We start from the raw sequence: 26649 nt of genomic DNA, 5'->3' as shown, positions 1-26649 counted from the left end.
ACATGCATACTTTTTTACTTGCTCCAACCGGATTTGGTGTTGGTTTATCTTCTGTTAGTTTAGGCGTAGTGCAAACGCTATTACGTTCAGGCTTGAAAGTCGGCTTTTTTAAGCCGATTGCTCAGCCGCACCCTGATGATACTGGCCCAGAGCGCTCCAGCGCACTGATGGAAGCTGCTCACGGCATTCGCCAGCCCAAAGCCCTGTCTTTGGCCTATGTCGAGCGTATGATCGGTAATGGTCAACTGGATGAGCTGATGGAAGAAATCGTCAGCATGCACCAGCAAATCCAAGCTGAGTACGACATTATTATTGTTGAAGGCATGACGCCATCGCGCCAAGCCAACTATGCTGAGCGTATCAACGCACATCTAGCAAAAACCATGGACGCTGAAGTTATCTTAGTCAGTGCGCCAGACAGCGATGATCTGAATGTCCTGTCCGATCGTATCGAAATGCAAGCGCAACTGTTTGGAGGCACAAAAGACCCTAAAGTGCTCGGCGTAATTATCAACAAAGTCAGTGATACGCCTATTACTGGTTTCATTGAGCGCTTAAAAAGCCATTTACCAGCCCTGCGTAAAGGCGATCTACACCTGATTGGCTGCATTGCCGCCAAAGAAGAACTGAACAATGCACGCACCAGTGATTTTGCTCAGCTGATTAAAGCTAAAGTGCACAACAGTGGCGATATTGAACATCGTCGAGTACAAAAAGTTATTTTATGCTCGCGCACCGTGGCCAATATCGTACCGTTGTTGCAACCTGGTGTGCTGGTGGTGTGCCCAGGTGACCGCGATGATATTATTTTAGCCACCAGCTTGGCGGAAATGAATGGCGTACTGTTGGCAGGTTTACTGCTAACCGGCGACCTCACGCCCAACCCAAGCATTATGGATATTGGTGAGCGTGCCCTTAAAGGCGGCTTACCGGTGATGAGCGTTGCTACTGGCTCATACGACACGGCTTACAACCTAACGCGCTTGTACAAAGGTATTCCGATCAGTGATACCGAGCGCGCCAAAGCAGTGACAGACTACATCGCTGGTCATTTAGATCAAGACTGGCTCGCTGCACGTTGCAGCACTACACGAGAGTTATTGTTGTCGCCACCAGCGTTCCGCCATCAGTTGGTGAAACGTGCGCAAGCAGCCAACAAACGCATCGTTCTGCCAGAAGGTAACGAGCCACGCACCATTCAAGCTGCCGCGATTTGCCAAAAACGAGGGATTGCCCGCTGCGTACTGCTGGCTAAACCTGAAGAAGTGCATGCGATTGCTAAAGCACAGGGTATTGATTTACCAACCGACTTAGAAATTATCGATCCAGAGTCTATCCGCCAGCGCTTTATCGCACCGATGGTTGAACTGCGTAAAGACAAAGGCTTAACCCCGCAACTGGCGGCAGTACAACTGGAAGATACCGTTGTTTTAGCCACCATGATGCTGGCTGAAGATGAAGTGGACGGCCTAGTATCTGGCGCGGTACATACCACCGCCAGCACCATTCGCCCTGCTCTGCAGTTGCTCAAAACTGCACCGGGTTACAACTTAGTTTCATCCGTGTTCTTTATGTTGCTGCCGGACCAAGTACTGGTCTACGGTGACTGTGCTGTGAACCCTGATCCAAGCGCAATTGAACTGGCTGAAATTGCTCTGCAAAGTGCGCAATCAGCTCAGGCTTTCGGTATTGATCCGCGAGTGGCAATGATCAGCTATTCAACTGGTGATTCAGGTACCGGTGCGGAAGTAGAGAAAGTTCGCGAAGCGACACGTATTGCTCGTGAGCGCAATCCCGATATGCCTATCGATGGCCCGTTACAATATGACGCCGCCAGTATCGAAAGCGTAGGCCGTTCGAAAGCACCAGATAGCTTAGTTGCTGGTCGAGCTACCGTGTTTATCTTCCCCGATCTAAACACCGGTAACACCACCTACAAAGCGGTACAGCGTAGTGCCAACGTGATCAGCGTTGGTCCAATGCTGCAAGGCTTACGTAAGCCGGTTAATGACTTGTCACGTGGTGCATTGGTTGATGACATTGTCTTCACCATCGCGCTGACTGCAATTCAAGCTGCCAACCAACCGAAGTAACACCGCTCTCAGAGTCACTGTCGCGCAGTGCGCAGTGACTCTTGAGTATCACGCAAGACTTGCACTCCCCCGCGAAAACGATAACCCTATCCAGACAAAAAAATAGATTCTTGCTGCGCTAGGCGCATTGTCTTGAGGTATTGCTTATATGCTGCACTCTCTACCGTCCTTGTTACGGGGCATTATTGCCTCTCTTATGCTGGCTCTAAACACCCTCTTTTGGTGCTGGCCACTCTTTGCCTTGGCCTTATTAAAACTAATCCTGCCCTTCCCTGTGGTACAGCGCGGCTTACGTTTCGCCATGCATTGGATTGCCGAGTCATGGATTGCAGTCAACTCGTTTTGGATGCGCTTAGTACAACACACTGATTGGGATATTGAAGGCTTAGAAAAACTCGATTTGACCCACTCATGGTTAGTCACCAGTAACCACCAAAGTTGGGTGGATATTCTGGCACTGCAATACCAATTCAATCGTCGCCTGCCGTTGTTAAAGTTCTTTTTAAAGCAAGAGCTGATTTGGGTGCCGGTGATTGGTCTATGCTGGTGGGCACTGGAGTTTCCTTTTATGAAACGTTACAGCAAAGCGTACCTCGCTAAACATCCAGAAAAACAAGGCCAAGACTTAGCCACCACTCGCAAAGCCTGTGAGCGCTATAAAACCAACCCTGTCTCAGTATTTAATTTTCTCGAAGGGACACGTTTCACCCCAGAAAAGCATGACCAGCAAAACTCTCAATTTGAGCATTTACTCAAACCCAAAGCGGGCGGTATTGCTTTTGTGCTGGATGCGATGGGCGAACAACTGCATGGTTTGGTCAACGTTACCCTGTATTACCCAGAAGGCCGTCCTAAACTATGGGATCTGCTCAGCGGACAGATCAAACGCATTGTCATGCGCATCGAAACTATGCCAATCCCTGAGCAATTTATTGGCCAAAGTTATGATCAAAACATGCTGTATCGCGCCGAATTCCAAGAGTGGGTTAATCAGTTGTGGCAAGAAAAAGATCAACAACTCGAGCAGTTAATGGCTGTCGAACGTATGAATCAAATCCGTTAAAACATTCTTTGCCACCATAGTCGATAGTCCGTGACTGTTCGTTTAGCAGTGATGCGCGCTATACTTACCGGCTTATTAAGCATCTGTACTGTGCGCTGAGCCTAATTTAGCGCACCTACTGTCTGCTCATCTACACCGAGTCCGCTGGTTAAAAGCACTTGATGTTCCCTTCGCATTAGAGGAGCGTTTCATGACCGTTATTAAGCAAGATGATTTGATCCAAAGCGTTGCTGACGCCTTGCAATTTATTTCTTACTACCATCCGCTCGACTTTATTGAAGCCATGCACGAGGCGTATTTGCGTGAAGAATCTGCATCGGCGAAAGATGCCATTGCGCAAATTCTGATTAACTCGCGCATGAGTGCTACCGGACATCGTCCACTGTGCCAAGACACCGGCATCGTGACTATTTTCGTACGTGTTGGTATGGATGTGCGCTGGGATGGAGCGAGCATGAGCCTCGATGACATGATCAACGAAGGTGTGCGTCGTGCTTACGGCCTGCCAGATAACATCCTCCGCGCATCAATTTTGGCTGATCCAGCCGGCGCGCGACGTAACACTAAAGACAATACTCCAGCAGTGATCCACTACTCCATCGTGCCCGGTAACACAGTTGAATTTGATGTCGCAGCGAAAGGCGGCGGCTCGGAAAATAAAGCCAAAATGGCCATGCTCAACCCGTCTGACTCCATCGTTGACTGGGTACTGAAAACTGTTCCTGAAATGGGTGCGGGCTGGTGTCCACCGGGCATGCTCGGTATAGGTATTGGCGGTACTGCAGAAAAAGCTGCAGTAATGGCTAAAGAAGTGCTGATGGACCCTATTGATATTCATGAACTGCAAGCGCGCGGTGCACAAAACCGTATTGAAGAGCTGCGCTTAGAGTTGTTTGAAAAAGTTAACCAGTTGGGTATTGGTGCGCAAGGTTTGGGTGGTTTAACCACAGTCCTTGATGTAAAAATCATGGATTATCCAACTCACGCGGCGTCTTTACCGGTATGTATCATCCCAAACTGTGCAGCGACACGTCACGCACACTTTGTCTTGGATGGTTCAGGTCCTGCAGTACTCGCCGCACCACCCTTGTCGGCCTTCCCAGATATCGTTTGGGAAGCCGGTCCTTCAGCGCGCCGGGTCAATCTCGACACTATTACGCCAGAAGATGTACAAAGCTGGAAGCCAGGTGAAACGGTGTTGCTCAACGGTAAAATGTTGACTGGCCGTGATGCAGCACACAAGCGTATGGTCGATATGCTCAATAACGGTGAAGAATTACCGGTTGATCTTAAAGGCCGTTTTATCTACTACGTTGGCCCAGTTGATCCAGTCCGCGAAGAAGTGGTTGGACCTGCAGGCCCAACCACCGCTACGCGCATGGACAAGTTCACTCGTCAAATCCTCGAAAGCACAGGCTTGCTGGGTATGATCGGCAAATCTGAGCGCGGCCCAATCGCCATTGAAGCGATTAAAGATAACAAAGCCGTGTACCTGATGGCTGTCGGTGGCGCGGCGTACTTGGTGGCTCAAGCCATTAAGAAATCACGCGTGGTGGCTTTTGCTGAGCTGGGTATGGAAGCCATCTACGAGTTTGAAGTGGAAGATATGCCAGTCACTGTTGCCGTCGATACTACAGGTGAGTCAGTGCATATCACTGGCCCTGCCCTGTGGCAGAAAAAGATTGCCGACAGCTTAGCGGTTGAGATTAACTAATCCACAACAGCACTGTTGCGCCGTAACCCAGGCCGAGACTCAGCTCTCGGCCTTTTTATTTATTCCGTTCTTTTTACCCATACCGAGTCGAGCAGCACTCTCCACGGCGCGGTATCAACTGAATCTTTTGTGAGCATATAGTGGCCAATCGTCGTTACAGCTGCATCGCCTTAAGCAACCCTAAATCCCCCACCAATGTCGGTTCAATCATGCGTGCAGCCGGCTGTTATGGGGTCAATAGCGTGTTTTATACTGGCACCCGCTACGATCGCGCCAAAGACTTTATTACTGACACCAAGAAAGTCCATCAAGATGTGCCACTGATTAATATTGATGATTTGCGCAAGATTTTACCGCTAGGTTGTACGCCGGTCGCGATTGAACTGGTTGAGGGGGCTCGTCCATTACCGGAATACACTCACCCTGATCGAGCGCTGTATATTTTCGGCCCTGAAGATGGCTCACTGGATAAAGACATCCGTGACTGGTGTGAGGATGTTGTCTATATACCCACCAACGGCTGCATGAATTTAGCGGCAACGGTGAATGTGGTGCTGTACGACCGCCTGGCGAAAGGCCTCAATACTCGCTCAGGGCCACTTTTTAAATAGTCAATAAAAAACGGCTTGAGGACAGCGCGTTTAAACACCCTCCTCAAGCCGTTTAGGCTGGAAAAATTACAGTTTGCGATGAAACTCTGCAATTTCCTCTTCAGCCTTTTCTTTGGTCAAGCCGTAACGCTCTTGTAGCTTGCCAGATAAATACAGGCTATGGCCTTCAACCACATCAAGGTCATCATCGGTGAGCTTGCCCCAACGGGTTTTAATCTGACCTTTAAATTGTTTCCACTTACCTTCAAAAATATCCGTATTCATAAAACACCTTAGTTTTTTAAAAGTTTAATTAATAACTGGCTAAGCTTAACGACTGGTTTTCAAACCATCCGCAGCAATACCTTTAACACCTTTAATCTCTTTGGCTTTAGCGATTGCTAAATCACGCTCGGCGACAGTTGGCACTTCACCGGACAGCGCAACAACACCGTCAACAGTTTCAACTTTAATATCTAAGCCGCTAATATTAACGTCACTTAAAAAAACCGACTTCACTTTACTGGTGATCCAGCTATCGGAGACAACGTCTTGAACTTCACTCATGGTTTCGTTGGCCACTGCGTGTGTTAATGGCATACCTAAAAGAGCCGTTAGAACTGCAAGTCCAGCGTATTTACGGGTTAATGTTTTCATCGTTATGCACTCCGTACACATTGTTTTTATGAATGGCTTATCTTAATAAGCACACTTAATAGACGACGCTATAATCTGTTTGTTCAATATTTTTTAAAATACTTTATTCTACTTTCACATAGATTAAAGCCACTAAGATGTCCATAACTGACGAAAAGTAGGGCTTGATAGCTGTATATATTTAACAGTAGGACTGTCAATTTTCTCGCCAGACAAAGCACTAATCAGCAATGTAAAACTGCTGCTTAAAGACCACCAAGAGGCTGTACTTTTATAAAAAAAAGATATAAAAAAACGGCCTGAGAAGAACGTATTTAAACATCCATCTCAGGCCGTTTAGGCTGGAAAATTACAGTTTGCGATGAAACTCTGCAATTTCCTCTTCAGCCTTTTCTTTGGTCAAGCCGTAACGCTCTTGTAGCTTGCCAGATAAATACATGCTATGGCCTTCAACCACATCAAGGTCATCATCGGTGAGCTTGCCCCAACGAGTTTTTACTTGGCCTTTCAGCTGCGTCCACTTACCTTCAAAAATATCCTTATTCATAAATCACCTTGTATATAAAAAATATTTATTAAACTCAAAACTCGCTGCACTTAATGGCTAGCTTTTAAGCCATCCGCAGCAACGCCTTTAACGCCTTTAATCTCTTTGGCTTTAGCAATTGCTAAATCACGCTCAACGGCTGTCGGTACTTCACCAGTCAGAGCAACAACGCCGTCAACGGTTTCAACGTTAATAATCAGGCCACTGATATTCTTGTTACTTAAAAAAACCGATTTCACCTTACTGGTGATCCAACTATCAGAAATAACCTCCTGAGCCTCAGTCACGGTTTCGTTAGCAACAGCATGGGTCAGCGGCATACCTAAAAGAGCCGTCAGAACAACGAGTCCTGCGTATTTACGGGTCGATATTTTCATTATTATGTCCTCCGCACATGTGAAAAGCTTAAGTTAGCTTACTATTCATGCACACTCAGTAGAGGACTTAACGGGACTTTAGTTCAACTAAGATGACCAGCGGTCAATGTGTTTTCTTTATTGGCTTAGGGAGCTTGCGCAATCGCCAAGCCGGCCATAGCGCTAATAAAAAAGCGAGACCTAGCACTATAAAAGTACGCTCAAAAGCTCGTGTTTCGGCGGCAAAGTCACCACCCAAAGAGTGGTGTTGCCATTCGAGAAAAACCGTTAACAAATTAATCCCAAAAGCCCCACCCAACTGGCGCACAAAAGTCACAGCGCCAGCACCATAAGGCAGCTCATCTACGGTGAGGCTGTCCAGCGAAGCGGTGCTGAGCGCAGGCATAATCAAACCAATCCCCATACGCCCTACTGCAGCAATCACACATAACCAAAGAAAACCGCTACTCGCACCCCAAATGCCATACCATACGGCGGAAAATGCGAATAAAAACAAACCCGCGCAGAGCAGCCAAACAATAGCTATTCGATCACACAGCCAACCACTGGCAAAAGACGCAAGGCCCAGTAAGATCCCAGCGGGCAACAATAAAACCCCAGCATGACCTGCGCTGTAACCACTAATAGTTTGTAAAAACAAAGGAATTAAATACGTTGAGCCATAAAGACCCAAGCCCAAAGCTAAAGCCACCCAACTGGCTCGTCTAAATGCGGCTAAGCGCCATAAGCGTAAGGATAAAATAGGTTGCTTGCTGTTTAATGTGCGCCGAAAAAAAATTGCACTGCAAACGACAGTGATCAACGCCAAAGCAGTCACTCGCCAATCACCCCAAGCATAACGTTGTGCTTCAGAAATGGCTGCGAGGCCTGCGAAGATAGCCATAGTTAAGGTGACAAATGACAACACATCTAAGCGTTTAGCATTTGGATTACCTTCATCAGGCAACAGCCAGTGCCCCGCTACCATCAATACAAAACACACCGGCAAAGGCAGCCAGAATGCTGACATCCAGCCGAAATGATCAATCAGATAACCGCCAACGGTAGGGCCGACACTGGGCGCAATCATTAACCCGAGGCCGTATACACCTAGCGCGGCACCACGCCCACCTCCCGCATACACACGAAAAATCAATACGGTAGCCAGTGGCTGAATAATCCCCGCCGACGCGCCTTGCAGAATACGCAAAACAATCAATTGCCAGCCTTCAGTAGCCATCAACGCAGCAATTGAACACAGCACAAACAAACCAATACTGGCCTGTACTGTTAAACGTGAACCAAACTTAGCTTGCGCCCAAGCAGCCAATAATAGCCCAGAAGTCATCGCGGCTAAAAAGCCCGTCGCCAACCACTGCGCCAACGGCCGACCCATGGCAAACTCATCCATAATCGCCGGCAATGCTACGTTAATACTGGTAGATGACAGTACCATCACCATACTGCCCAGCATTAATACACCTAATAACCAGACACGATAAAGTGCACCAAAACGCGCATTTAGACTGGCTAGATCACGCTTCATATATTTTTTCTAAATTAGCCAACATGTGCGCTTGGATCTTTTGGCACTGCTGGATATCATCTTCGGACACTCCGGCAAATATTTCTGTGCGCAAAGTTGTGGCGATGGTTTCAATTTTTTCAATAAGATCTCGCGCCGCATGTGTTAACGCAATTTTTTTAACACGACGATCATTTAGATCAGGTTGGCGCTCAATCAGCTGCTGAGCTTCGAGGGCGTCCAGCAGTCGCGCTAACGTTGGATTTTCAACGCCAACACTGCAGGCTAACTCACCTTGTGTGGGCAATGGCTTATCACGAGCGAGATGCAATAAGACCAACCAGCGTGCTTGTGATAAACCAAGCTCAACTAAACGTCTATCCAGTTCAGCACGCCATGCGCGTGATAAATGCGTGAGTTGCATTCCAAAACGGTGCTGTTCGTACATGGCTACGCAGTCTCCAAGCTAGTATTTAGCTGGCTAAGTATACCAATATTCAAACAACCTGCTAGAACAGAACCCCGTCTTATATCGCGCAAACGACAAGACGGGCGATCACACGCATTTACTTAACGATAATACGTGCAGTATTTAAATAGGCTGGTGCAGCCTCTTTTAGCGCATCACGGTTAAAGGTTTCTGAGGCAACATGTACTTTTTCTAACGTATTGGCGAGCTCTTCTAAATCAACATTAATTTTCTCTAGGGCGTTTTCCAAGGTGTAGGTCAACTCATGCACCTTCACCAGATCCATATCAGTTAACTCACCACTGAGCACATCTTCTAAACGCTTATTGTACTCAGAGAAATTAGCGACTGCAGTTTGCAAGTCTGGCGCAGCTAAGCCTTTAAAGTGCGCCGTGCTTTCATCGGCAATCGCACTTCCCGCAACGACCAAGCTCACTGCGAACACTGCACCTTTAAATATATTTTTCATAACGAACCCTGATAGAGAATTAATATGCGGACAAAACTAACAGAGCATTACCGGAATGGCAATCATTATCATTAAGTGCTACCTGTGACAAAATACCTCAGGAGCAACTGAACTGATCAGCACTCTCTCGGTAATATTGCATGACTTATCAATAACTTTTAAAAGGCAAAAAAATACCCCGAACCAGTCGGGGTATTTTAATAGTAATGATCAGCTAACCATCACAATGTCACGTTTTAGTGATCTTGCGCGCCAGAACGACCGATACCCGTTTGACTACGTACAGTTAATGCAGTGAACGCATCACGCTCTTTAACAGCCCGTGCACTCTTATCAGTGACTGAGAAGAACCAAATCGAGAAGAACGCTAATGGGATCGAGAAGATACCTGGATTAGGGAACGGACTGATTGGCTCAGCGTTACCAAATACATCGACCCAAACTGTCTTACTCAGAACCACCCACAGTGTTGCAAAGGTTAAGCCTAAGAAGCCACCAATGGTTGCGCCGCGAGTTGTACAACCGCGCCATGAGATCGATAGTACCAATACTGGGAAGTTAGCACTTGCTGCAATCGCAAAGGCTAAACCCACCATAAAGGCAACGTTTTGATCTTCAAAAACAATACCCAGCAGTACAGCCAAGACACCTAGTACCAGAGTAGAGATCTTAGAAATACGCATTTCTTGCTTTTCAGTTGAACGTCCACGAGCAATCACGTTGGCATACAAGTCGTGCGCAATCGCTGCAGCACCCGCTAGCGCCAAACCTGCGACCACTGCAACGATGGTTGCAAAGGTTACTGCGGCCAAAAAGCCTAACAGCAAGCTACCGCCAACAGCATTGGATAAGTGCACCGCTGCCATGTTAGTGCCACCAATGAGCGCAGTCAGCATATTGTTGCTGCCTGCACTGAGATCTAAGTTGTTATAGAACTCTGGGTGACGAACCAGTAGCGCAATTGCACCGAAACCAATGATAAAGGTCAACAGGTAGAAGTAGCCAATAAAACTACTGGCCCAGATCACAGATTTACGAGCTTCTTTTGCGCTCGATACCGTGAAGAAGCGCATCAGGATATGTGGCAAACCTGCAGTACCAAAGGCTAACGCCAAACCAAGTGACAGTGCGTTCAAGGGGTTACTACTGACCGCAGCACCCGGCGCCATCAACTCTGCACCCGATGGGTGTACTTTAACTGCTTCAGCCAGCATTGCATCTGGGTTCCAGTTAAAGGCCATCAATACAAGAGCAGCTAATAAAGTACCACCCGCCAGCATCAGTACCGCTTTAATGATTTGTACCCACGTCGTCGCCGTCATACCACCGAAGAACACGTAAATCATCATCAATGTACCGATGATTACCACTGCAATTTTATACTCAAGACCAAACAGCAGCACGATTAACTTACCCGCACCCACCATCTGTGCAATCAAGTACAGAGCAATAATTAACAACGATGCACTTGCCGCCAGAATACGCATAGGGGTTTGTTCTAAACGGAATGCGGTCACGTCAGCAAAGTTAAAGCGTCCCAAGTTACGTAAGCGCTCAGCAACTAAAAACATCACCACCGGCCAACCAAAGAGGAAACCAATGGCGTAAATGATACCGTCAAAACCACTGACGTAGACCATACCAGCAATACCTAAAAAGGATGCGGCAGAAATATAGTCCCCAGCAATGGCTAAACCATTCTGGAAACCTGTAATCCCACCACCTGCGGTATAGAAGTCTGATGTGGTTTGCGTTTTACGCGCAGCCCACCAAGTAATAACCATAGTCCCTGCAATAAACACTAGGAACATCACAATAGCAGAGGTATTGGCTTGTCCTGTTGCAGCGAATGCAGGCTGTGCAATCATCGACAACAAGGCTGTGTTCAGTAGAAACTTTTTCATTACTCTACATCCCTTACAATAGCATCCAGCAATGGATCAAAAATCTTGTTTGAGAAATAGACATAAAGTGAAATCATAATAACCGCACTGAATACAACTAAAATCCCGGTCAAAACACCCACACTCATCGTCCAATCTGGACCTAGTGGCTGTGCAAATACCTCTGGCATATAGGCCAAAGTCAAAATAAACCCAGAATAAATAACTAAAGCCACTGCGAAAAACGCCATACTTACTCGAGTTCGGCGCTGAACCAGCTCAGCATATTTTGGGTGCTTAAGCACCTTCTCAACAATTGTATCTTGCATAGATATTTCTCCTACTCAACCGAACACGCATAAAGCCACGTACTCTTGAGCATGTTTTATTGTTAACACTTACATGCAGGATACGACCAATACCGCTTATCGCTAAGCATTGAGCGCATACACTTATTGTGATTGTTTTGACATTTTTATCTGACTTTAGGAATGAGCGTAAAAAACACAGAACGCCAAGCCCTAAAACACTTTCGAACACCATCCTTAGCAAAAAAGATTGTACTCAGCATCCAGTTCCAACTGTTAAGTGCTGTATACAAGGGCCGCTAATGTAAAGATTGTGACGCAGAGGAACAACCGACCTTCGTCTAAATCACTGCTTTTATTACAAATAATAACAATATCTAATGACATAATTGCAATACAGATCACATAAAAGAGTGACAAACGAAAAACAAACCTAGACGAGGCAGCGATCTACAACGCCTAGGTTTGGCATCGAATGCTTTAAAAGAAAAGTTTGTTAAGTCCGAAAACGACTCAGCAACTCTTGCAAAGTACTGGCGAGACGCGCCACTTCATGACTGGCTTGTGTTGTTTGTAAAGCACCTTCAGTGGTTTCAGTTGTTAAATCATTAATGGCGACCACCGAGCGAGTAATTTCTTCACTGACAGCACTCTGCTCTTCAGCAGCACTAGCAATTTGCACATTCATATCATTGATGGTGCTAATGGCATTCACAATAGACTCTAAACAAGCGGTAGTCTTCAGCGTTTGCTCAACACCTGCTAGGGCTTGCTTACGTCCAGTAGCCATGGCATCTACAGCCTGTACCGCACCGCGCTGTAGGCGCTCGACCATATCATTAATTTCTTGGGTCGATTTTTGCGTACGCGACGCTAAAGTACGAACCTCATCAGCGACCACGGCAAAGCCCCGCCCTGCCTCACCCGCACGCGCCGCTTCAATAGCAGCATTTAATGCCAACAGGTTAGTTTGATCGGCAATACTACGAATCACATCTAATACACTGCCAATATCTTCACTGTCTTTCGCCAACGACTCAATCACGGCAGTAGCATGCTCAACTGCTGAGGCTAAACTCTCAATCGCTTCGATGGTTTGTAGTGAAACATCACGCCCGACAATCGCTTCTTGGTCAGCATAATGCGCGGCCTCTGCAGCCAGACTTGCGCTACGCGCCACTTCACTGGCCGTTGCGTGCATCTCATTCATCGCTGTCGCTACCTGAGAAATTTCGCTTTGCTGCTTACGCATGCTTTCACTGGTGTTTTCTGTCACCACCGATGTTTCTTCACTGGCAGAGGCCAATTGCTCTGCTGAGCGACCAACATCATGCAATGCAGCTTGAAAGCGCTCACCCATATGATTGAAAGCGAGGGCTACGGCACGCAATTCGTCATTACCAGGATAGGTCACTCGAACTCGGGTATCACCTGCAGCAATTTTCTCCGAGGCTTCACGCAACAGCTTAACCGCATTTTGAATGCTTGAAATAACCCGCACAGCCAGCAACACAATCAACGCGCCGCCAATAATTAAAATAAAGGCAAATAACGTTAGCGTTTGCTGATAACGCTGCTCACCTAAATTAAATTCTTCTTGCGCACGATTCATCAGCTGATCACTGAGTTGCGTCATCGACTTTCGCACCTGAGCGACTGCAGGGTTCACTTGGGTTAAAACCAATTGATTAGCTAAATAAAAATTCTGCTGATTGATCGCTTGTAATACAGGCTCAACTTGTCCGCGCAAGGCCTTAACATCATCTTGTAAGTCTTTTAGCTGCTGCTTCTCTGCGCTGGCAAACTGTAATGCATCCAATTGTCCCCACGCCTGCTGATTACGCGCACGATTGCTTTCAATATTATCAATATGCTGACTTAAAGGATGGTTATGTAAATCTACAAAAGGCGAGTCAGGCGCATGCTGCAACGCTAATAACAACTCAGTGCGTGTGCTATTAATATCGGTAAAAATATTATCTAATAACTTCACCGGAACCATATTTTCCTGATAAACCTTTTCTAAGGATTTATTCAACGTACTGATCCCTAGCAAGCCCACAGTACCAACCAGCAAAAAAAGCAAAAAAGCGATGCTTGTTAGCACGATAAGTCGCGCTTTGAGGGATATTTTATTCAGCATAGAGTGTTCCTTTACAGAGTTTTGACAGCGCATCAATTCAAGTTTAAAAACCAAACCACCATTAAATATATCGGCGTCTTAGCGTATTTATTAACCAGCCAATGGCATTATGCCTTGATCCTTGCAAGACGTGGCATAACGTCACATTACTGACGAAAAATACTGCCACTTTCGGCATTTCAGTCAAGAAACCATAGACTTAGATCAAAAAGTACTTAAAGAAGCTACAAATCCGACTTGTACGCTATATCGACCTGCAGGATAATAAGGATCTTATTAACAACGCCTTGTGCCCCTACGATCTCCTATGAGCGAACTCTTACTTATTTTGGTCAGTGCCATTTTGGTGAACAATTTTGTATTGGTTCAGTTTCTGGGTTTGTGCCCGTTTATGGGGGTCTCCAAAAAGGTTGAAACGGCCATCGGCTTATCGCTAGCAACAACCTTTGTGCTGACCTTAGCGTCGATTTGTAGCTACCTCGTACAGCAATACATTCTTAAACCTTTTGATTTAGAGTTTTTACGCACCATTAGCTTTATTTTAGTGATCGCGGTGGTAGTGCAGTTCACTGAAATGGTGGTCAATAAAACCAGCCCTATGCTGTATCGGGTACTAGGGATTTTCTTACCCTTGATCACTACCAACTGTATCGTCCTCGGTGTCGCTCTCTTGAATGCTAATCGCAGCGAATACACATTTATTCAAGCCAGCGTTAATGGTTTCGCCGCAGGCATTGGCTTTTCTTTAGTGCTGGTTTTATTTGCGGCCATGCGTGAGCGGATTGCTATCGCTGATGTACCTAAGCCCTTTCAAGGCGCAGCGATTGGCATGCTAACCGCTGGACTTATGTCGTTAGCCTTTATGGGCTTTAGTGGTTTAATCAAGCTATGAGCATGGTGTTTATCGCAGTCACTGCACTGGTTTTACTCAGCTTAGTCTTCGGCGCAATCTTAGGCTTTGCTGCCGTACGCTTTCGCGTCGAAGGCAACCCGATTGCTGAACAAATTAACGCGCTACTGCCGCAAACCCAATGTGGCCAATGCGGCTACCCCGGCTGCAAACCCTATGCAGAAGCCATTGCGTCTGGGGAAAAAATCAACAAATGCCCACCCGGTGGCGAAGCTACTATTCAAGCGCTGGCTGAATTACTCGATGTCGAGCCAGAACCTCTGGATGCCGTCGAAGGTGAAAAGCCACAAATGGTGGCCTTTATTCGTGAAGCTGAGTGCATTGGCTGCACAAAATGTATTCAGGCCTGCCCAGTAGATGCCATTTTAGGCGCAGCCAAGCAGATGCATACGGTGATTGTCAGCGAATGCACGGGTTGCGATCTCTGCGTTGAGCCTTGCCCTGTGGACTGTATTGATATGATTCCGGTCGCGGGTACCTTACAAAGCTGGAAGTGGGAGCATCCCTTACCTCCCGGCACTTTGATTGCAACTGATCGGGAGGCTTTAAAATGAATATTTGGCCTATTCATCCGTTGCGTGGCGGCGTACATCCACCTGAATGTAAAACACTGTCTAATCAGCAACCCATCCAAACCGCGCCCTTAGCTAAGCAGCTGATTGTACCGTTATTGCAGCATTTAGGCTGTAGCACACAAGCGCTGGTCAGCGTGGGTGATGACGTGCTCAAAGGTCAGCTGATCGCGGATTCCAAGCACTTCATCAGCGCTGCGGTGCACGCTCCCAGCTCGGGTACGGTCAGCTTTATCGGCCCACAACCTTACCCGCATACGTCTGGTCAGCTACTCGACGCCATCGTGATTGATACCGATGGTTTAGACCGCTGGTGCCCGCTTGAGCCTCTAGCAAACTTTAAAGAGGCGACTGCTGCTGAGTTACTGGAGAAAATTCGTCAAGCCGGTATTAGCGGCTTAGGTGGTGCCGGTTTTCCAACCGTGGTTAAGCTGTCACCGAAAGCTGATCAATCGATTAAAACCCTGATTATCAACGGTACTGAGTGCGAACCTTATATCACCGCTGATGATGTTTTAATGCGTGAGAAAGCCACGCAGCTGATGCTGGGCATTGATATTCTGGTGCATATTCTGCAGCCAGAAAACGTCCTGATTGCCATTGAAGACAATAAACCAGAAGCGCTTGCCTGCGTACGTTCTGCGTTACAGCAGCGTAATTACTATGTTGTTGCCGTTCCGACGATCTATCCATCGGGCGGCGAGCGGCAACTGATCCAGATTCTCACCGGTAAAGAAGTTCCGGCAGCGCAGTTGCCGGCGCAGCTGGGCATTTTGTGTCAAAACGTGGGTACGGTTGTCGCGGTGCATGATGCCATCATTGAGGGTAAGCCACTTATTTCACGGATTACCACGCTGACTGGGCAAGCCTTACGAACCCCAATGAATGTTGAATGTTTAGTCGGCACACCGGTGCTTGAGCTGCTCGAATTTGCTGGTCTACAACAGGCTAAAATGAGTCGATTGATTGCTGGCGGTCCGATGATGGGCTTCACCTTAAACGCTCTCTCAGCGCCAATCATTAAGACCAGCAACTGTTTATTAGCAGCAACTGCAGAAGAGTTACCGGCACCGCCCCCAGCGATGCCCTGCATTCGCTGCGGCGACTGCGCTGAAGTATGCCCCGCTAACTTACTGCCTCAGCAATTGCACTTTTATGCCCTCGGTGATGACCATCCGCAACTGCAAGCGCACAACTTGTTTGACTGCATTGAATGCGGCGCTTGTGCTTATGTCTGCCCGTCGAGCATTCCTTTAGTGCAATATTATCGTGCTGCTAAAGCCGATATTCGCGAGCTGGAGCAAAAACAAGTCAAGTCTGAACACGCCAAAGAGCGCTTTGAATTCCGCCAAGAACGTTTACGTCTTGAAGAGGAACGCAAAGAAGCTGAGCGCCAAGCTCGCGCTGAACGTTTAGCTAAGACTAAAGCTGATCAAGCGAAAAAAGCGGCGCAAGCAGAGGCAGCGGGTCAGCAAGCAAGCACTGCAGACGACGATGTGAAACGCTTAAAAATTGCCGCCAGCATGGCACAAGTGGCTCTACGTAAAGCCGAAAAGCAACTAGAGACACATAATACTGAAGAGCTCAAAAGCCAAATCGAACAGCTACGTATCACTGCCGAACAAGCCAAACAAGCTCTAGCGGCAATCAACGCAGCGGCCCCAACTCCCGCGCCAAGCAAACCGGTAGATGATGATCTAAAACGCTTAAAAATTGCCGCCAGCATGGCACAAGTCACATTGCGCAAAGCTGAGAAGCAGTTAGCAACTCATAATACTGAAGAGTTACAAACACAGGTTGAGCAACTACGCGTCAACGCAGAGCAAGCCAAGCACGCGTTAGACGCAGCGACGGCGGCGGCTCCGACAGCAGTCGAAGCCGCTGGCGTAACTGAAAAAGCTGCCAAGCCAGAACTGAGCGCGGCTGAACAAGCATTGAAAAAAGCCAAGATTGAAGTGGCCATGAAGCGTGCTGCGCTGCGTAAAGCAGAACGGGCTGAAGCCGATGCAGAGAGCTTAGCAGCACTACAAACAGAACTGACCCAAGCTGAGCAAAGCTTAGCTGAACTTAATTAATCACAAGCAGGCGTATAATCACGCTCAGCTTTTGCAGCACACTTGGAGCACCGATGACTCTGCCTCGCATTACCTCGCCACACGCCAAAGGCGCTAATCGCACACAGCGCGTTATGCTGTTGGTGATGGCCGCCGCTGTGCCAGGCATTCTTGTGCTGAGCTATTTTTTTGGTATTGGCCCACTGCTTAATATTACTCTAGCTTGCAGTTTTGCTCTGCTCTTTGAAGCGGCTATTCTCGCGTTACGTCAACGCCCTGTTGCCTTCTTCCTTAAAGATGGCAGCGTGTTGGTCACCGGCCTGCTCTTAGCTTTAGCACTACCACCCTACTCGCCGTGGTGGTTAATTGCTGTGGCCAGCGGTTTTGCTGTGGTCTTTGGCAAACAGTTATTTGGTGGGCTCGGTCAGAACCCATTTAACCCAGCGATGCTGGGTTATGTGGTGGTATTGATTTCTTTCCCGGTCGAGATGACCGCGTGGCCTGCCGCGCATAGCATCGATGTTGCTGCTGGTTTGCAATATGTATTTTTTGGCCAAGCCTTGCCTGATGGCTGGAGCCAAGCCACAGTGCTCGACAGCTTAAAAACCAACAGCAATCTAACCTTACAAGAACTCTGGGACAGTAACCCCGCCTTTGGGCTGTTTGCCGGCTACAGCAGCGAATGGGTTAACCTCTCGTTTTTACTGGGCGGCCTGTTTTTACTACGTAAAAAACTCTTTAGCTGGCACGCTCCCGTGGGCATGCTCGCGGCACTGTTTATTATGAGTTTAGTGTTTTGGAATGGCAGCGGCTCAGACTCGCACGGCTCGCCACTCTTTCATCTACTCAGTGGTGCCACCATGCTGGGCGCCTTTTTTATTGTCACTGACCCCGTCAGTAGCGCCACCAGCGTACAAGGCCGTTTGATCTTTGGCGTCGGCGTTGGCATCTTGGTCTATATTATTCGTGCTTGGGGTGGCTACCCTGACGGTGTCGCGTTTGCCATCTTACTGATGAACCTCTGCGCACCCACGATTGATTACTTTACCCGTCCACGCACCTATGGACATCAAACAGCCAAGCGCGGCTTTAAGACGGGAGAATAAAAATGCTGCCAGAAATCAGTCGCTCAGTGATTAAAAACAGTTTGCTCTTAGCGCTATTCGCTGCAGTAACCGTAGCGGTGGTTGCGATCACCCAACAATCCACTGAATCACGCATTGCTACAGAAGAACGTGCGGCACAAATTCGCGCGCTGGGTGAAATTTTGCCGGCGCACAGCTATGACAATGCGCTGCTTGATAGCGTGATTTACCTCAATGAATCTTTACTCGGGCACCGCACAGACACTCCAACTTATATTGCCAGCGTAGAAGGACAACCCGCCGCGGTGATTTTACAAGCCAATGCAGCAGACGGTTACAGCGGCACCATCAGTTTGCTGATTGGCATTATGGCCGACGGCACACTCAGCGGAGTGCGGGTCATTCATCATAAAGAAACCCCAGGCTTAGGCGATCGGATTGAATTAGCGAAAAGCCAGTGGATTAAAAGCTTTGATGGCAAAAGTCTGAATAATCCAGAAGAACGAGGCTGGGCAGTGAAAAAAGATCAGGGGGATTTTGATCAGTTCGCCGGCGCCACTATCACTCCTCGGGCTGTCGTTACTGCTGTGCACAAAGCCTTACAGTATTTTGATCAAAACCATGCCCAATTATTTGCTCATTTAAAAACGACAGAGGTGAGCCAATGAACCCATCATTTCGCGACATCACTATTAATGGTTTGTGGAAAAATAACCCTGGCTTAGTCCAACTGCTCGGTTTATGCCCACTGCTCGGCACCAGTAATTCTACAGTGAACGCCTTAGGTTTAGGGATCGCCACGGCTCTGGTACTGATTTGCTCCAATGCCGCAGTATCGCTGATCCGTAACGCCGTGACTAACGCCGTGCGCTTGCCGGTTTTTGTAATGATTATTGCTGCACTCACCACCTGCATTGAATTGCTGATGCAAGCCTTCACCTACGAGCTGTTTCAAATTCTTGGTATCTTTATTCCTCTGATTACCACCAACTGCGTGATCCTTGGCCGCGCTGAAGCCTTTGCAGCAAAAAACTCGATAGCGCGCTCCAGCTACGATGGCTTGATGATGGGTTTAGGTTTTACTTTGGTGCTGGTCGCCATCGGTGCAACCCGTGAACTGCTGGGGACTGGCATGCTGTTTACTAATATGCATTTATTATTTGGCAGCATTGCTGAACACTGGCAAGTTGTTGTGTTTGAAGACTACAAAGGCTTTTTACTGGCTATTTTACCACCGGGCGCGTTCTTAGTATTGGGCCTGCTGATCGCCTTAAAAAACTGGATTGATCAGTACTATGCTGAACATATCGCTAGCACCGCAGAGGTTACAGCGCCTGCTGTGAGCCGTCGTGTCCGCGTGACTGGCGTGGTTGATTAAGGTCGCAAAGATGGAACAACAAGGCGTATTACGCAGCTGGAATGACGATAAAGGCTTTGGCTTTATTCGCGGCGCTGATGGCGATTACTTTGTGCATATTTCCAGTGTGCGCGGCGAACAGCGTCCACAGCAAGGCGAAACAGTTTTCTTCGTTGCCGGTAAAGATGAAAAAAACCGTTTACGTGCCGAGCATATGCGCGGTGCGGCACTCAGTATTGATCGTCCAGCGATACGCCGTAAGCCTACAACGGCAGCGCAACCTAATCAGGCTACTTATCGGCCAAGACGTCAGGCACAGCCTAATATCAAGCGCACACTGATCCTACTGACGGGTGTCTGCGCGGCACCACTGATGGGTGCCTGGCAACTCTTTGAGCGCAACGGTACACTCTGGCCTTTACTGGTTTACGCTGGCATGAGCATGCTCAGTATTTTTCAGTACTGGCACGATAAGCAAAATGCGCAAAACGGAGAGTGGCGTACGCCTGAAAAACAATTGCATGCCGTGGAGTTGCTCGGCGGCTGGCCTGGTGCTCTCTTAGCGCAACAACTGCTGCGCCACAAAACCCAAAAAGCTTCATACCAAGGCGTATTCTGGTTGATTATTTTAATCCATCAAGCGTATTGGCTGGATCAGCTAGGCTTTAGTGGTCAGTTACTGCAGCAACTGCGCAGCACACTATAATCACCACATCGCATAGACTTACGGCTTACAACTCTCGCACCCAAAACAATTCATGCTTGCGCACGGCTTTGCGCAAAAACTCATTGTCACCGGTCTTCGGCCAACGGCGTCCAGTGAACAGCTGCTGAATCATCCGACGCACACGTTTTTTAAACGGCTGGGCTGGCTGTAAATCATGTTGCATCAATAAGGCCATAGCTTTATCTAGCTGCTGCTGCTCACTAAGTACATAGCTAAACAGCTGATCGGCAGGCAATTCAAGCATCGCCGGTGGCAGCGCCACACCAGTATTGGCATTGCCCATCGGCCAGCGATCATTATCGTGAAGATGGTTGGCATACAGAAACAAACGCTGCGGCCGCCAGTCACTCTGCTCTAATGCCTGAAATAACGCTTGCGTGGTCGCAATATGATCAGCGTGTGGATCAATTTCCGGGTGCGGCATCACCACCACATCAGGTTTAAAGTGCATTAAGCACGCCGCTAAATCAGCGACTAAATTCTGCCAAGTTGGCAAACCTGTCGTATCAGCCGGCAACTGCACAGCGTTGAACTGGCGCGCGCTACGAATATCGGATTGATCTGATTGCTTAGAAGCAAACGGTAAATCAGGCTGCTTGGCCATATTAGACAACTGCATGCAGTAATAACCCAGTTGCACACAGTTGGCTTGCGGCACACCACCCCACAGCGCAATTGCCATACTATCCCACGTACGCAAACGACCTTTTAGCTGCGCTGCCTGCTGCGGTGATAAGCCTAAACGTTGATAATATTCAGCTTCGATTTCACCCTGCGTCAGCGTCACAATGCTGACAGTTTGAGCACTGCTATACAGTCCAAATGCGGCCAACTCAGCATCATCGGCATGCGGTGCGAGAATCATTATATTCTCAGTCAGTGGACTTGGTGGAGTAAAAACATACAAATCCACATCTGTCGCAACAGTACAAAAACGGCCGCGTATGGATAAGCCTTCAGCGCCTAACGCCTCAGCCTGTCCCGTTAGATTAAGATAACGCAAACCTTGCGCACCGCGCTCAAAGGTTTGCTGATCATTGCCGACACAGATCCTCGGATCAAACCAACGCCCCAACCAAGTACTGGTCATCTGCACCTTAGCAATGAGTGTTGCTTGCTGCGCTTGTGGTAAGAGTTCAGCAGCCAACTGCCAGCGGCCATTTAACGCAGTCACTTTAATGGGCTGAATCGATTCTGGAAAACGGTACTGATAGTCTTCTTGCGGGGAATAAAATAAATGGTCAGCAAACCACGCTTCATGCCCAATCCAGAGCAGCAATAACGCTAGCGGCAACAGCCAAAGTGGCGCAGTAAAACTAAGCACAAGCAGTCCGGCTAATATAGCGAGCATGACGATGCGCTTAGTGCGACGATGTTGTTTCAGTAACTGCTGCTTACGCACTGACATTAGGACACCTTATACACGGCAACTCGATTGCACCAACGGTCTTTATACTCACGATCTGCACGGCCGAAAGAATAGCGCAAAGGCTTACCTAACTCGCGCGCATACTGCCACTCGTTTTGCGTGTTTACAAAACTTAAGACACTACCAGGACTGAGTGAGTTGTAATCCGTATCGACGCCGCCATTGATGTATTCAAGACTGATCCAGTCTGGCGCTGCGACGCGATACAACACTTGAAATGCCACCGGCACATCATTAATAGTAATAAAGCTGCCGGTCATGAACTCGCTTAGCAGACTAAAGACCTCTGCTAGATACTCTTTACCCGGTACCGCAAAGCCCCAGCGTTTCTCAAATAATTTAGTATAGATCTGAGCTTGCTCTGCCGCTGACAGACTGTCCACAGAGATGATCACGCCGCCCTGCTCTTCTAGTAGACGCTGTTCACGACGCTGATTATAACGAAACTTTTTACTGTATTGCTCAGGCTCACGAGCCAATGCGAGGCCTTCTTTTTGTTCTTTCAACGTGGCGATACGCTGCACGTGTAGTTCAGACACATACTGTGCTTTATGACGCAAAGCGATCACGCTGTCAGACGCTTGTGGAAGAATAATTTCAGCATTACCTAAGTCAAACATACCGCGTTTTTTCTGTTGTTTGAGTACCTCTTTAGCCAAGGCCAAATGCCGCCCCCAAGTCGGTATCGCCGCCTGTAACTCGCCCTTTTCAGAGCAGCCTAGATAACGCACAGCAACTCCCGCTAAATCAGATAAGCGTGCAACCACATCAGGATGCGTTGCAACACTACCACCCCAGCGTAACCACGCCGCGCGATACTCTTCAGCACTGATGGGATGCCAGCCATGCTCACGGTACAGACGAAAATAGCTCAACATAATCCCAGTGGCTCCACTGCCGCACAATAAAAGCTAATTCTAGCACAGCCCACCGCAAGGCTTTGCGCCGATCGCGGCTGAAGCTAACCCAGCGCAACATCAGTTCTGATAAACTGTTTTATCTTTTATCCACTGAGTTGAGTGATCAGCGCTCATCAGATGACTCATAGAGGTTAGGCGATTATGCGAGTTTTAATTACCGGGGCGCGAGGACAAGTAGGTCAGGAGTTGATGCTCTCTGCACCACACGATTGGCAGGTATCTGGCTTCGGTTCTAGTGAGCTGGATATTAGCGATGCGCAACAAGTTAGAGCTGTGCTGCAGTCCTTACAACCACAGCTCATTATTAACGCTGCCGCCTATACTGCAGTAGATAAAGCAGAAACTGATAGCCAGCGTGCCCATGCAGTCAATCATCTCGGCGCTGAGAATTTAGCGAAAGCAGCACAGCAAGTAGATTGCCCTCTACTGCATATTTCCACTGACTATGTCTTTGCCGGCCAACACGCTAAGCCTTATACAGAAGAAGACGTACCGGCACCTAGCAGCGTATACGGCGCAAGCAAATGGCTTGGAGAGCAAGCGATTACTAGCTGCTGCAAACGCCATATTATCTTGCGCACCAGTTGGGTATTCGGTCTACACGGCAACAATTTTGTCAAAACGATGTTACGCCTTGGTCAAGAAAGGGATACCCTCAGCATTGTTAGCGATCAAGTCGGCGGTCCCACTTCAGCACGCAGCATCGCACACGCTCTATGGCAGATTGCTGAGCAGTATAAGACCAGCGGTAACAGTATTTGGGGCACCTACCATTTCAGCGGCGCACCCACCTGCAGTTGGTACGATTTTGCTAACGAGATTTTCACTCAAGCCTCTGCACTCAAATTAATTGAACGCAGCCCTACACTAAAGCCAATCAATACCAGCGACTACCCTACGCCGGCGCAGCGTCCCGCTTACTCGGTGCTAGATAACAGTAAAATCTCTCAGCAACTTAAGATTGCGCAAAGCGACTGGAAAAACGAATTGAACATCATGTTACGCGCACTCAAAGATGCCCAATAGTGCTGTTTCAGGTAAGATTCTCCGTTCAACTATTTAAGGCCATTGCATGCAAAAGCTCGACCATAACGACTATTTAGCCCTGCGCGCGAACTGTAAAGTGATTGAGCAAGATGGTTTTGGCGATAAAGTGCTAATTTTAGAAGACGGCACATTTTTAAAACTGTTTCGTCGTAAGCGATTAATTACCTCAGCCGCAATCTGGCCTTATGCTCAGCGTTTTGCCGATAATGCAAAAAAACTGGAAGAGTTGGGTATTCCCTGTCCGAAAATCATTCAGGTCTACCGCATCCCTAGTATTAAGCGCGATGCCGTGCATTATCATCCGTTACCTGGGCTGACCTTGCGTCAACTGCGCGATGGCGAAGCCGAATACCCGGATGATCTACTTGAGCGTTTTGCCTCATTTGTCACACATATTCATAACCTTGGTGTTTACTTCCGTTCTATCCATCTCGGCAACGTCGTTCTCACTCCGCAAGGTGAAATCGGCCTAATAGACATCTCCGATCTGAAAACTCAAAGTCGCCCACTGAGTAAATGGCAAAGAGAAAGAAACCTTGTGCATATGACCAAGGATGCAGCAGATAAAGAGTGGCTCAATACAATTTTAAAATAGGCTTAATCTAAATTAAAACGATAGATTGAAATCCACTCAGTAGTTTCCACCGCTACTCCTTTAAAAATACTTTTTTAAATAACGGCTTAAGTAAATCTGACCCACGCATATTCAAGTGATCATCATCATAGAATATTGGTAAACCATCAATATCTCCGTAACAACGCTCGCCATCACATAGATAAGGTATGGGATCGAGCAAGGTGATATTGCACCTGCTCGCGACCTCATCCAAGAGGCGCAGCGCGACTTGATTGCGCTCTTCATACTCAGCCAAGCTAATAGAAATTCTTTTCTGCTCACCACTGACAAGAAGAGCACGCCCCATCATATTAGGAATATTCAGCTTAAGCTCGGGTATAGGCTTCAGCACATAAACAGCATTATTTTCTGCTAAAGCACACAGCGTTTCAACATAACCACTATACATTTCATCAATATAGGGCGCTGAAAAACCATGATAGGGCTGGGTTAAATACAGTCCTGGCGATTCAACTATTTCTGTTTTTTCATTAGGGCCAAGAAAGTGAGCTGAAAATCTATTCGCGACTAAAATAGGCATATCTGAATATTCAGACAATTTATTTAACCTTGGTGATAAAAAATCATTACACCTCGATGGCTTGCTTCCGGTTGCTTTAATATTATTAATTGTCGGGCATCCACTTTGCGTCCAGTCTAAGACTCGTGACTCCTCTAAAGTGCTAGCAACACTTCCGATTATAGCCATTGCATGACTATCACCAACAACTATAACGTCTAAATCTCCGTCCCCATAAACACAGTCACTGTTATCTCTTGTAGCTTGGCATCTTTTCATCTCATCAAACTTATTATTAGCTTGATTAAAAACTGCAAAAACCTCATCAGGCAATCTATCAATAACACCTTTGTTATACCTGATCATCTTCGCTGCACCTAGGACAGCCACAAGAGGTATGAGAATCAATAGAAATACAAAGAAACGATTATTAGAGGTCAAATATTTTCTAGTAGGATTCTCGATATAAAAATAAGACAGAGCACCTAAAATAACAGATAAAGATATCAAAATAACATTAACCACTATCGTCTGTTCGATATCAAATAACAAGATAGCAACAACTAACGGCCAATGCCAAAGATATATTGAATAAGACCAATCTCCGAGTTTCTGAGAAAAGAAATTACTGGTGATAAAAGTATCTTTACCTGAATAAATAATTAATGCTGTACCTATCGTTGGTAATAATGCAGCAACGCCTGGCCAAACAGTGGCAGGGCTATAGATCAAAATAGAGAGCGCAATAGAAAACAATCCTAAATAGCCACACCATTCTTTTCTTAGCTTATAACGTTCATAAGTAATAGCATAATATACGAGCCCACCTAAAAACATTTCCCAAGCCCGGGAAGGCAGCATATAAAATGCGTAACTGGGATCTGCATAACTTTTATAAACAGAATAAAAAAAAGAAAGTGCAAATAAAACAAAGATAGCACGAGGCAGCAACCTAATACTAAATTTAGAAATAAACAACAACAAAATAGGATATAAAATATAAAACTGCCACTCTACCGATAGTGACCATGTATGTAGCAATAAGCGCTCATGAGAACTTGGATCAAAATAGCCAGATTTCTTAAAAAAATAATTATTCGATAAAAATAATAACGATCGATCCGCTTCTTTGGCGAGATTAAAATAATCATCTGGAGAAAGGTAGAACCAACCAATAACAAGCAACACCACAGCCAGAAAAAACAAAGCAGGAATAATACGTCGAGCTCTTGCTAAGTAAAAATCAATAAAATTAAAATTATTCTTATTAACGCCTCTTATAACAATCGATGTCATTAAGAATCCTGAAATGACAAAGAAGATATCAACGCCAACAAAACCACCCGAAAAACCAGAAACGCCGAAATGAAACAACACCACAGAGATCACTGCAATAGCACGAAGTCCATTAATTTCTGCTCTAAAAAGAGTAACGCTCATGCCATCCCCTAACGCTTATAAAATACAATCTGAAATTTATTAATTTTTATAAAACATTAAATCAAAATAAAATACTACAAGATATATTACCTATATCTCTAAACAGAAGCCCCAGATCAAAATACTCTTAATGATAAGCGCAGCATCTGTAAGAT

At 47.0% G+C, this 26649-nt stretch carries 26 protein-coding genes; 13 read left to right on the top strand and 13 right to left on the bottom strand.

Going from position 1 to position 26649, the window contains the following annotated elements; all coding sequences use genetic code 11:
* Positions 1 to 2 precede the first annotated feature (2 nt).
* The 4 genes from pta to JYJ62_RS06360 all read left to right on the top strand — a co-directional run bounded on the left by pta (position 3) and on the right by JYJ62_RS06360 (position 5481).
* On the top strand, positions 3 to 2093 hold the full coding sequence (pta, locus tag JYJ62_RS06375) for a phosphate acetyltransferase (RefSeq protein WP_205341379.1): 2091 nt from the start codon (positions 3 to 5) through the stop codon (positions 2091 to 2093).
* 148 nt (positions 2094 to 2241) lie between these two features.
* A complete protein-coding gene (locus tag JYJ62_RS06370) occupies positions 2242 to 3156 on the top strand; it encodes an acyltransferase (RefSeq protein WP_205341378.1) in 915 nt (304 codons plus the stop codon).
* A 190-nt stretch (positions 3157 to 3346) separates the two neighbouring features.
* Entirely contained in the window at positions 3347 to 4870 is a 1524-nt protein-coding gene (locus tag JYJ62_RS06365) for a fumarate hydratase (protein ID WP_205341377.1), read from the top strand.
* A 140-nt stretch (positions 4871 to 5010) separates the two neighbouring features.
* A complete protein-coding gene (locus JYJ62_RS06360; RefSeq protein WP_205341376.1) occupies positions 5011 to 5481 on the top strand; it encodes an RNA methyltransferase in 471 nt (156 codons plus the stop codon).
* A 66-nt stretch (positions 5482 to 5547) separates the two neighbouring features.
* Here the strand turns inward: JYJ62_RS06360 and JYJ62_RS06355 are convergent, their stop codons facing one another.
* The 10 genes from JYJ62_RS06355 to JYJ62_RS06310 form a co-directional block, all read right to left on the bottom strand.
* Positions 5548 to 5745 carry a CsbD family protein gene (locus JYJ62_RS06355; protein WP_205341375.1) on the bottom strand — a complete coding sequence of 66 codons (198 nt, stop codon included), beginning with the start codon at positions 5743 to 5745 and terminating at the stop codon, positions 5548 to 5550.
* A 45-nt stretch (positions 5746 to 5790) separates the two neighbouring features.
* Complete coding sequence (locus JYJ62_RS06350; protein ID WP_232365741.1) at positions 5791 to 6060, bottom strand: BON domain-containing protein; 270 nt, start codon at positions 6058 to 6060, stop codon at positions 5791 to 5793.
* Positions 6061 to 6466: 406 nt separating this feature from the next.
* Positions 6467 to 6664 (bottom strand): CsbD family protein, encoded by a 198-nt coding sequence (locus tag JYJ62_RS06345; protein WP_205341373.1) that lies wholly within the window; start codon positions 6662 to 6664, stop codon positions 6467 to 6469.
* A gap of 50 nt (positions 6665 to 6714) precedes the next feature.
* Entirely contained in the window at positions 6715 to 7041 is a 327-nt protein-coding gene (locus JYJ62_RS06340) for a BON domain-containing protein (protein WP_205341372.1), read from the bottom strand.
* Positions 7042 to 7144: 103 nt separating this feature from the next.
* Entirely contained in the window at positions 7145 to 8566 is a 1422-nt protein-coding gene (locus tag JYJ62_RS06335) for a DHA2 family efflux MFS transporter permease subunit (RefSeq protein ID WP_205341371.1), read from the bottom strand.
* Complete coding sequence (locus tag JYJ62_RS06330) at positions 8556 to 8993, bottom strand: MarR family transcriptional regulator (protein ID WP_205341370.1); 438 nt, start codon at positions 8991 to 8993, stop codon at positions 8556 to 8558. The genes JYJ62_RS06335 and JYJ62_RS06330 overlap by 11 nt, the downstream gene beginning before the upstream one ends.
* Before the next feature lie 118 nt (positions 8994 to 9111).
* Entirely contained in the window at positions 9112 to 9483 is a 372-nt protein-coding gene (locus JYJ62_RS06325; RefSeq protein ID WP_205341369.1) for a DUF6746 family protein, read from the bottom strand.
* Positions 9484 to 9719: 236 nt separating this feature from the next.
* Positions 9720 to 11387: a cation/acetate symporter ActP gene (gene actP, locus JYJ62_RS06320; RefSeq protein ID WP_205341368.1), complete on the bottom strand. Its 1668-nt coding sequence runs from the start codon at positions 11385 to 11387 to the stop codon at positions 9720 to 9722.
* The gene (locus JYJ62_RS06315; protein ID WP_205341367.1) at positions 11387 to 11695 is read right to left on the bottom strand and encodes a DUF485 domain-containing protein; all 309 of its coding nucleotides are present in this window, start codon (positions 11693 to 11695) and stop codon (positions 11387 to 11389) included. Before JYJ62_RS06315 ends, actP begins: the two co-directional genes overlap by 1 nt.
* Positions 11696 to 12170: 475 nt before the next feature.
* Complete coding sequence (locus JYJ62_RS06310; protein WP_205341366.1) at positions 12171 to 13817, bottom strand: HAMP domain-containing methyl-accepting chemotaxis protein; 1647 nt, start codon at positions 13815 to 13817, stop codon at positions 12171 to 12173.
* Between the two features lie 307 nt (positions 13818 to 14124).
* On the opposite strand from JYJ62_RS06310, the gene rsxA reads away from it, so the two are divergent.
* From rsxA to JYJ62_RS06275, 7 genes are read left to right on the top strand one after another with little or no spacing between them, the layout of a single operon-like run.
* Positions 14125 to 14709 (top strand): electron transport complex subunit RsxA, encoded by a 585-nt coding sequence (gene rsxA, locus JYJ62_RS06305; protein ID WP_205341365.1) that lies wholly within the window; start codon positions 14125 to 14127, stop codon positions 14707 to 14709.
* Complete coding sequence (rsxB, locus tag JYJ62_RS06300) at positions 14706 to 15281, top strand: electron transport complex subunit RsxB (protein WP_205341364.1); 576 nt, start codon at positions 14706 to 14708, stop codon at positions 15279 to 15281. Before rsxA ends, rsxB begins: the two co-directional genes overlap by 4 nt.
* Positions 15278 to 17374, top strand: coding sequence for an electron transport complex subunit RsxC (gene rsxC, locus JYJ62_RS06295; RefSeq protein ID WP_205341363.1), 2097 nt, complete (start codon positions 15278 to 15280; stop codon positions 17372 to 17374). Before rsxB ends, rsxC begins: the two co-directional genes overlap by 4 nt.
* A 53-nt stretch (positions 17375 to 17427) precedes the next feature.
* Complete coding sequence (locus JYJ62_RS06290) at positions 17428 to 18459, top strand: RnfABCDGE type electron transport complex subunit D (protein WP_205341362.1); 1032 nt, start codon at positions 17428 to 17430, stop codon at positions 18457 to 18459.
* A 2-nt stretch (positions 18460 to 18461) separates the two neighbouring features.
* Entirely contained in the window at positions 18462 to 19106 is a 645-nt protein-coding gene (gene rsxG, locus JYJ62_RS06285) for an electron transport complex subunit RsxG (RefSeq protein WP_205341361.1), read from the top strand.
* Positions 19103 to 19816 carry an electron transport complex subunit E gene (locus JYJ62_RS06280; protein ID WP_205341360.1) on the top strand — a complete coding sequence of 238 codons (714 nt, stop codon included), beginning with the start codon at positions 19103 to 19105 and terminating at the stop codon, positions 19814 to 19816. Before rsxG ends, JYJ62_RS06280 begins: the two co-directional genes overlap by 4 nt.
* 10 nt (positions 19817 to 19826) lie before the next feature.
* On the top strand, positions 19827 to 20501 hold the full coding sequence (locus tag JYJ62_RS06275) for a DUF1294 domain-containing protein (RefSeq protein ID WP_205341359.1): 675 nt from the start codon (positions 19827 to 19829) through the stop codon (positions 20499 to 20501).
* Positions 20502 to 20526: 25 nt separating this feature from the next.
* Here the strand turns inward: JYJ62_RS06275 and JYJ62_RS06270 are convergent, their stop codons facing one another.
* Both JYJ62_RS06270 and JYJ62_RS06265 read right to left on the bottom strand, forming a co-directional pair.
* On the bottom strand, positions 20527 to 21930 hold the full coding sequence (locus JYJ62_RS06270; protein ID WP_205341358.1) for a PIG-L deacetylase family protein: 1404 nt from the start codon (positions 21928 to 21930) through the stop codon (positions 20527 to 20529).
* Complete coding sequence (locus JYJ62_RS06265; protein WP_205341357.1) at positions 21930 to 22829, bottom strand: GNAT family N-acetyltransferase; 900 nt, start codon at positions 22827 to 22829, stop codon at positions 21930 to 21932. Before JYJ62_RS06265 ends, JYJ62_RS06270 begins: the two co-directional genes overlap by 1 nt.
* 183 nt (positions 22830 to 23012) lie before the next feature.
* On the opposite strand from JYJ62_RS06265, the gene rfbD reads away from it, so the two are divergent.
* Together rfbD and JYJ62_RS06255 are read left to right on the top strand one after the other, a co-directional pair.
* On the top strand, positions 23013 to 23897 hold the full coding sequence (gene rfbD, locus JYJ62_RS06260) for a dTDP-4-dehydrorhamnose reductase (protein WP_205341356.1): 885 nt from the start codon (positions 23013 to 23015) through the stop codon (positions 23895 to 23897).
* Positions 23898 to 23943: 46 nt separating this feature from the next.
* Positions 23944 to 24513 carry a toluene tolerance protein gene (locus tag JYJ62_RS06255; protein WP_205341355.1) on the top strand — a complete coding sequence of 190 codons (570 nt, stop codon included), beginning with the start codon at positions 23944 to 23946 and terminating at the stop codon, positions 24511 to 24513.
* A gap of 52 nt (positions 24514 to 24565) precedes the next feature.
* Here JYJ62_RS06255 and JYJ62_RS06250 read toward each other — a convergent pair whose 3' ends face one another.
* Positions 24566 to 26494 (bottom strand): acyltransferase family protein, encoded by a 1929-nt coding sequence (locus JYJ62_RS06250; RefSeq protein ID WP_205341354.1) that lies wholly within the window; start codon positions 26492 to 26494, stop codon positions 24566 to 24568.
* Positions 26495 to 26649: the final 155 nt, after the last annotated feature.

It is taken from the genome of Denitrificimonas caeni (genome assembly GCF_905120345.1).
In the GTDB taxonomy this organism is placed as follows: Bacteria; Pseudomonadota; Gammaproteobacteria; order Pseudomonadales; family Pseudomonadaceae; genus Denitrificimonas; species Denitrificimonas caeni_A.
The sequence above is the reverse complement of the archived record's forward strand: the minus strand, read 5'-3'. Positions and strand labels throughout refer to the sequence as shown.

Bases quoted from the DNA above. Each gene is read 5' to 3' on its own strand.
- pta (WP_205341379.1), top strand. From the start codon at position 3: ATGCATACTTTTTTACTTGCTCCAACCGGATTTGGTGTTGGTTTATCT.
- JYJ62_RS06370 (WP_205341378.1), top strand. From the start codon at position 2,242: ATGCTGCACTCTCTACCGTCCTTGTTACGGGGCATTATTGCCTCTCTT.
- JYJ62_RS06365 (WP_205341377.1), top strand. From the start codon at position 3,347: ATGACCGTTATTAAGCAAGATGATTTGATCCAAAGCGTTGCTGACGCC.
- JYJ62_RS06355 (WP_205341375.1), bottom strand. From the start codon at position 5,745: ATGAATACGGATATTTTTGAAGGTAAGTGGAAACAATTTAAAGGTCAG.
- JYJ62_RS06350 (WP_232365741.1), bottom strand. From the start codon at position 6,060: ATGCCATTAACACACGCAGTGGCCAACGAAACCATGAGTGAAGTTCAA.
- JYJ62_RS06345 (WP_205341373.1), bottom strand. From the start codon at position 6,664: ATGAATAAGGATATTTTTGAAGGTAAGTGGACGCAGCTGAAAGGCCAA.
- JYJ62_RS06340 (WP_205341372.1), bottom strand. From the start codon at position 7,041: ATGAAAATATCGACCCGTAAATACGCAGGACTCGTTGTTCTGACGGCT.
- JYJ62_RS06335 (WP_205341371.1), bottom strand. From the start codon at position 8,566: ATGAAGCGTGATCTAGCCAGTCTAAATGCGCGTTTTGGTGCACTTTAT.
- JYJ62_RS06330 (WP_205341370.1), bottom strand. From the start codon at position 8,993: ATGTACGAACAGCACCGTTTTGGAATGCAACTCACGCATTTATCACGC.
- JYJ62_RS06325 (WP_205341369.1), bottom strand. From the start codon at position 9,483: ATGAAAAATATATTTAAAGGTGCAGTGTTCGCAGTGAGCTTGGTCGTT.
- actP (WP_205341368.1), bottom strand. From the start codon at position 11,387: ATGAAAAAGTTTCTACTGAACACAGCCTTGTTGTCGATGATTGCACAG.
- JYJ62_RS06315 (WP_205341367.1), bottom strand. From the start codon at position 11,695: ATGCAAGATACAATTGTTGAGAAGGTGCTTAAGCACCCAAAATATGCT.
- JYJ62_RS06310 (WP_205341366.1), bottom strand. From the start codon at position 13,817: ATGCTGAATAAAATATCCCTCAAAGCGCGACTTATCGTGCTAACAAGC.
- rsxA (WP_205341365.1), top strand. From the start codon at position 14,125: ATGAGCGAACTCTTACTTATTTTGGTCAGTGCCATTTTGGTGAACAAT.
- rsxB (WP_205341364.1), top strand. From the start codon at position 14,706: ATGAGCATGGTGTTTATCGCAGTCACTGCACTGGTTTTACTCAGCTTA.
- rsxC (WP_205341363.1), top strand. From the start codon at position 15,278: ATGAATATTTGGCCTATTCATCCGTTGCGTGGCGGCGTACATCCACCT.
- JYJ62_RS06290 (WP_205341362.1), top strand. From the start codon at position 17,428: ATGACTCTGCCTCGCATTACCTCGCCACACGCCAAAGGCGCTAATCGC.
- rsxG (WP_205341361.1), top strand. From the start codon at position 18,462: ATGCTGCCAGAAATCAGTCGCTCAGTGATTAAAAACAGTTTGCTCTTA.
- JYJ62_RS06280 (WP_205341360.1), top strand. From the start codon at position 19,103: ATGAACCCATCATTTCGCGACATCACTATTAATGGTTTGTGGAAAAAT.
- JYJ62_RS06275 (WP_205341359.1), top strand. From the start codon at position 19,827: ATGGAACAACAAGGCGTATTACGCAGCTGGAATGACGATAAAGGCTTT.
- JYJ62_RS06270 (WP_205341358.1), bottom strand. From the start codon at position 21,930: ATGTCAGTGCGTAAGCAGCAGTTACTGAAACAACATCGTCGCACTAAG.
- JYJ62_RS06265 (WP_205341357.1), bottom strand. From the start codon at position 22,829: ATGTTGAGCTATTTTCGTCTGTACCGTGAGCATGGCTGGCATCCCATC.
- rfbD (WP_205341356.1), top strand. From the start codon at position 23,013: ATGCGAGTTTTAATTACCGGGGCGCGAGGACAAGTAGGTCAGGAGTTG.
- JYJ62_RS06255 (WP_205341355.1), top strand. From the start codon at position 23,944: ATGCAAAAGCTCGACCATAACGACTATTTAGCCCTGCGCGCGAACTGT.
- JYJ62_RS06250 (WP_205341354.1), bottom strand. From the start codon at position 26,494: ATGAGCGTTACTCTTTTTAGAGCAGAAATTAATGGACTTCGTGCTATT.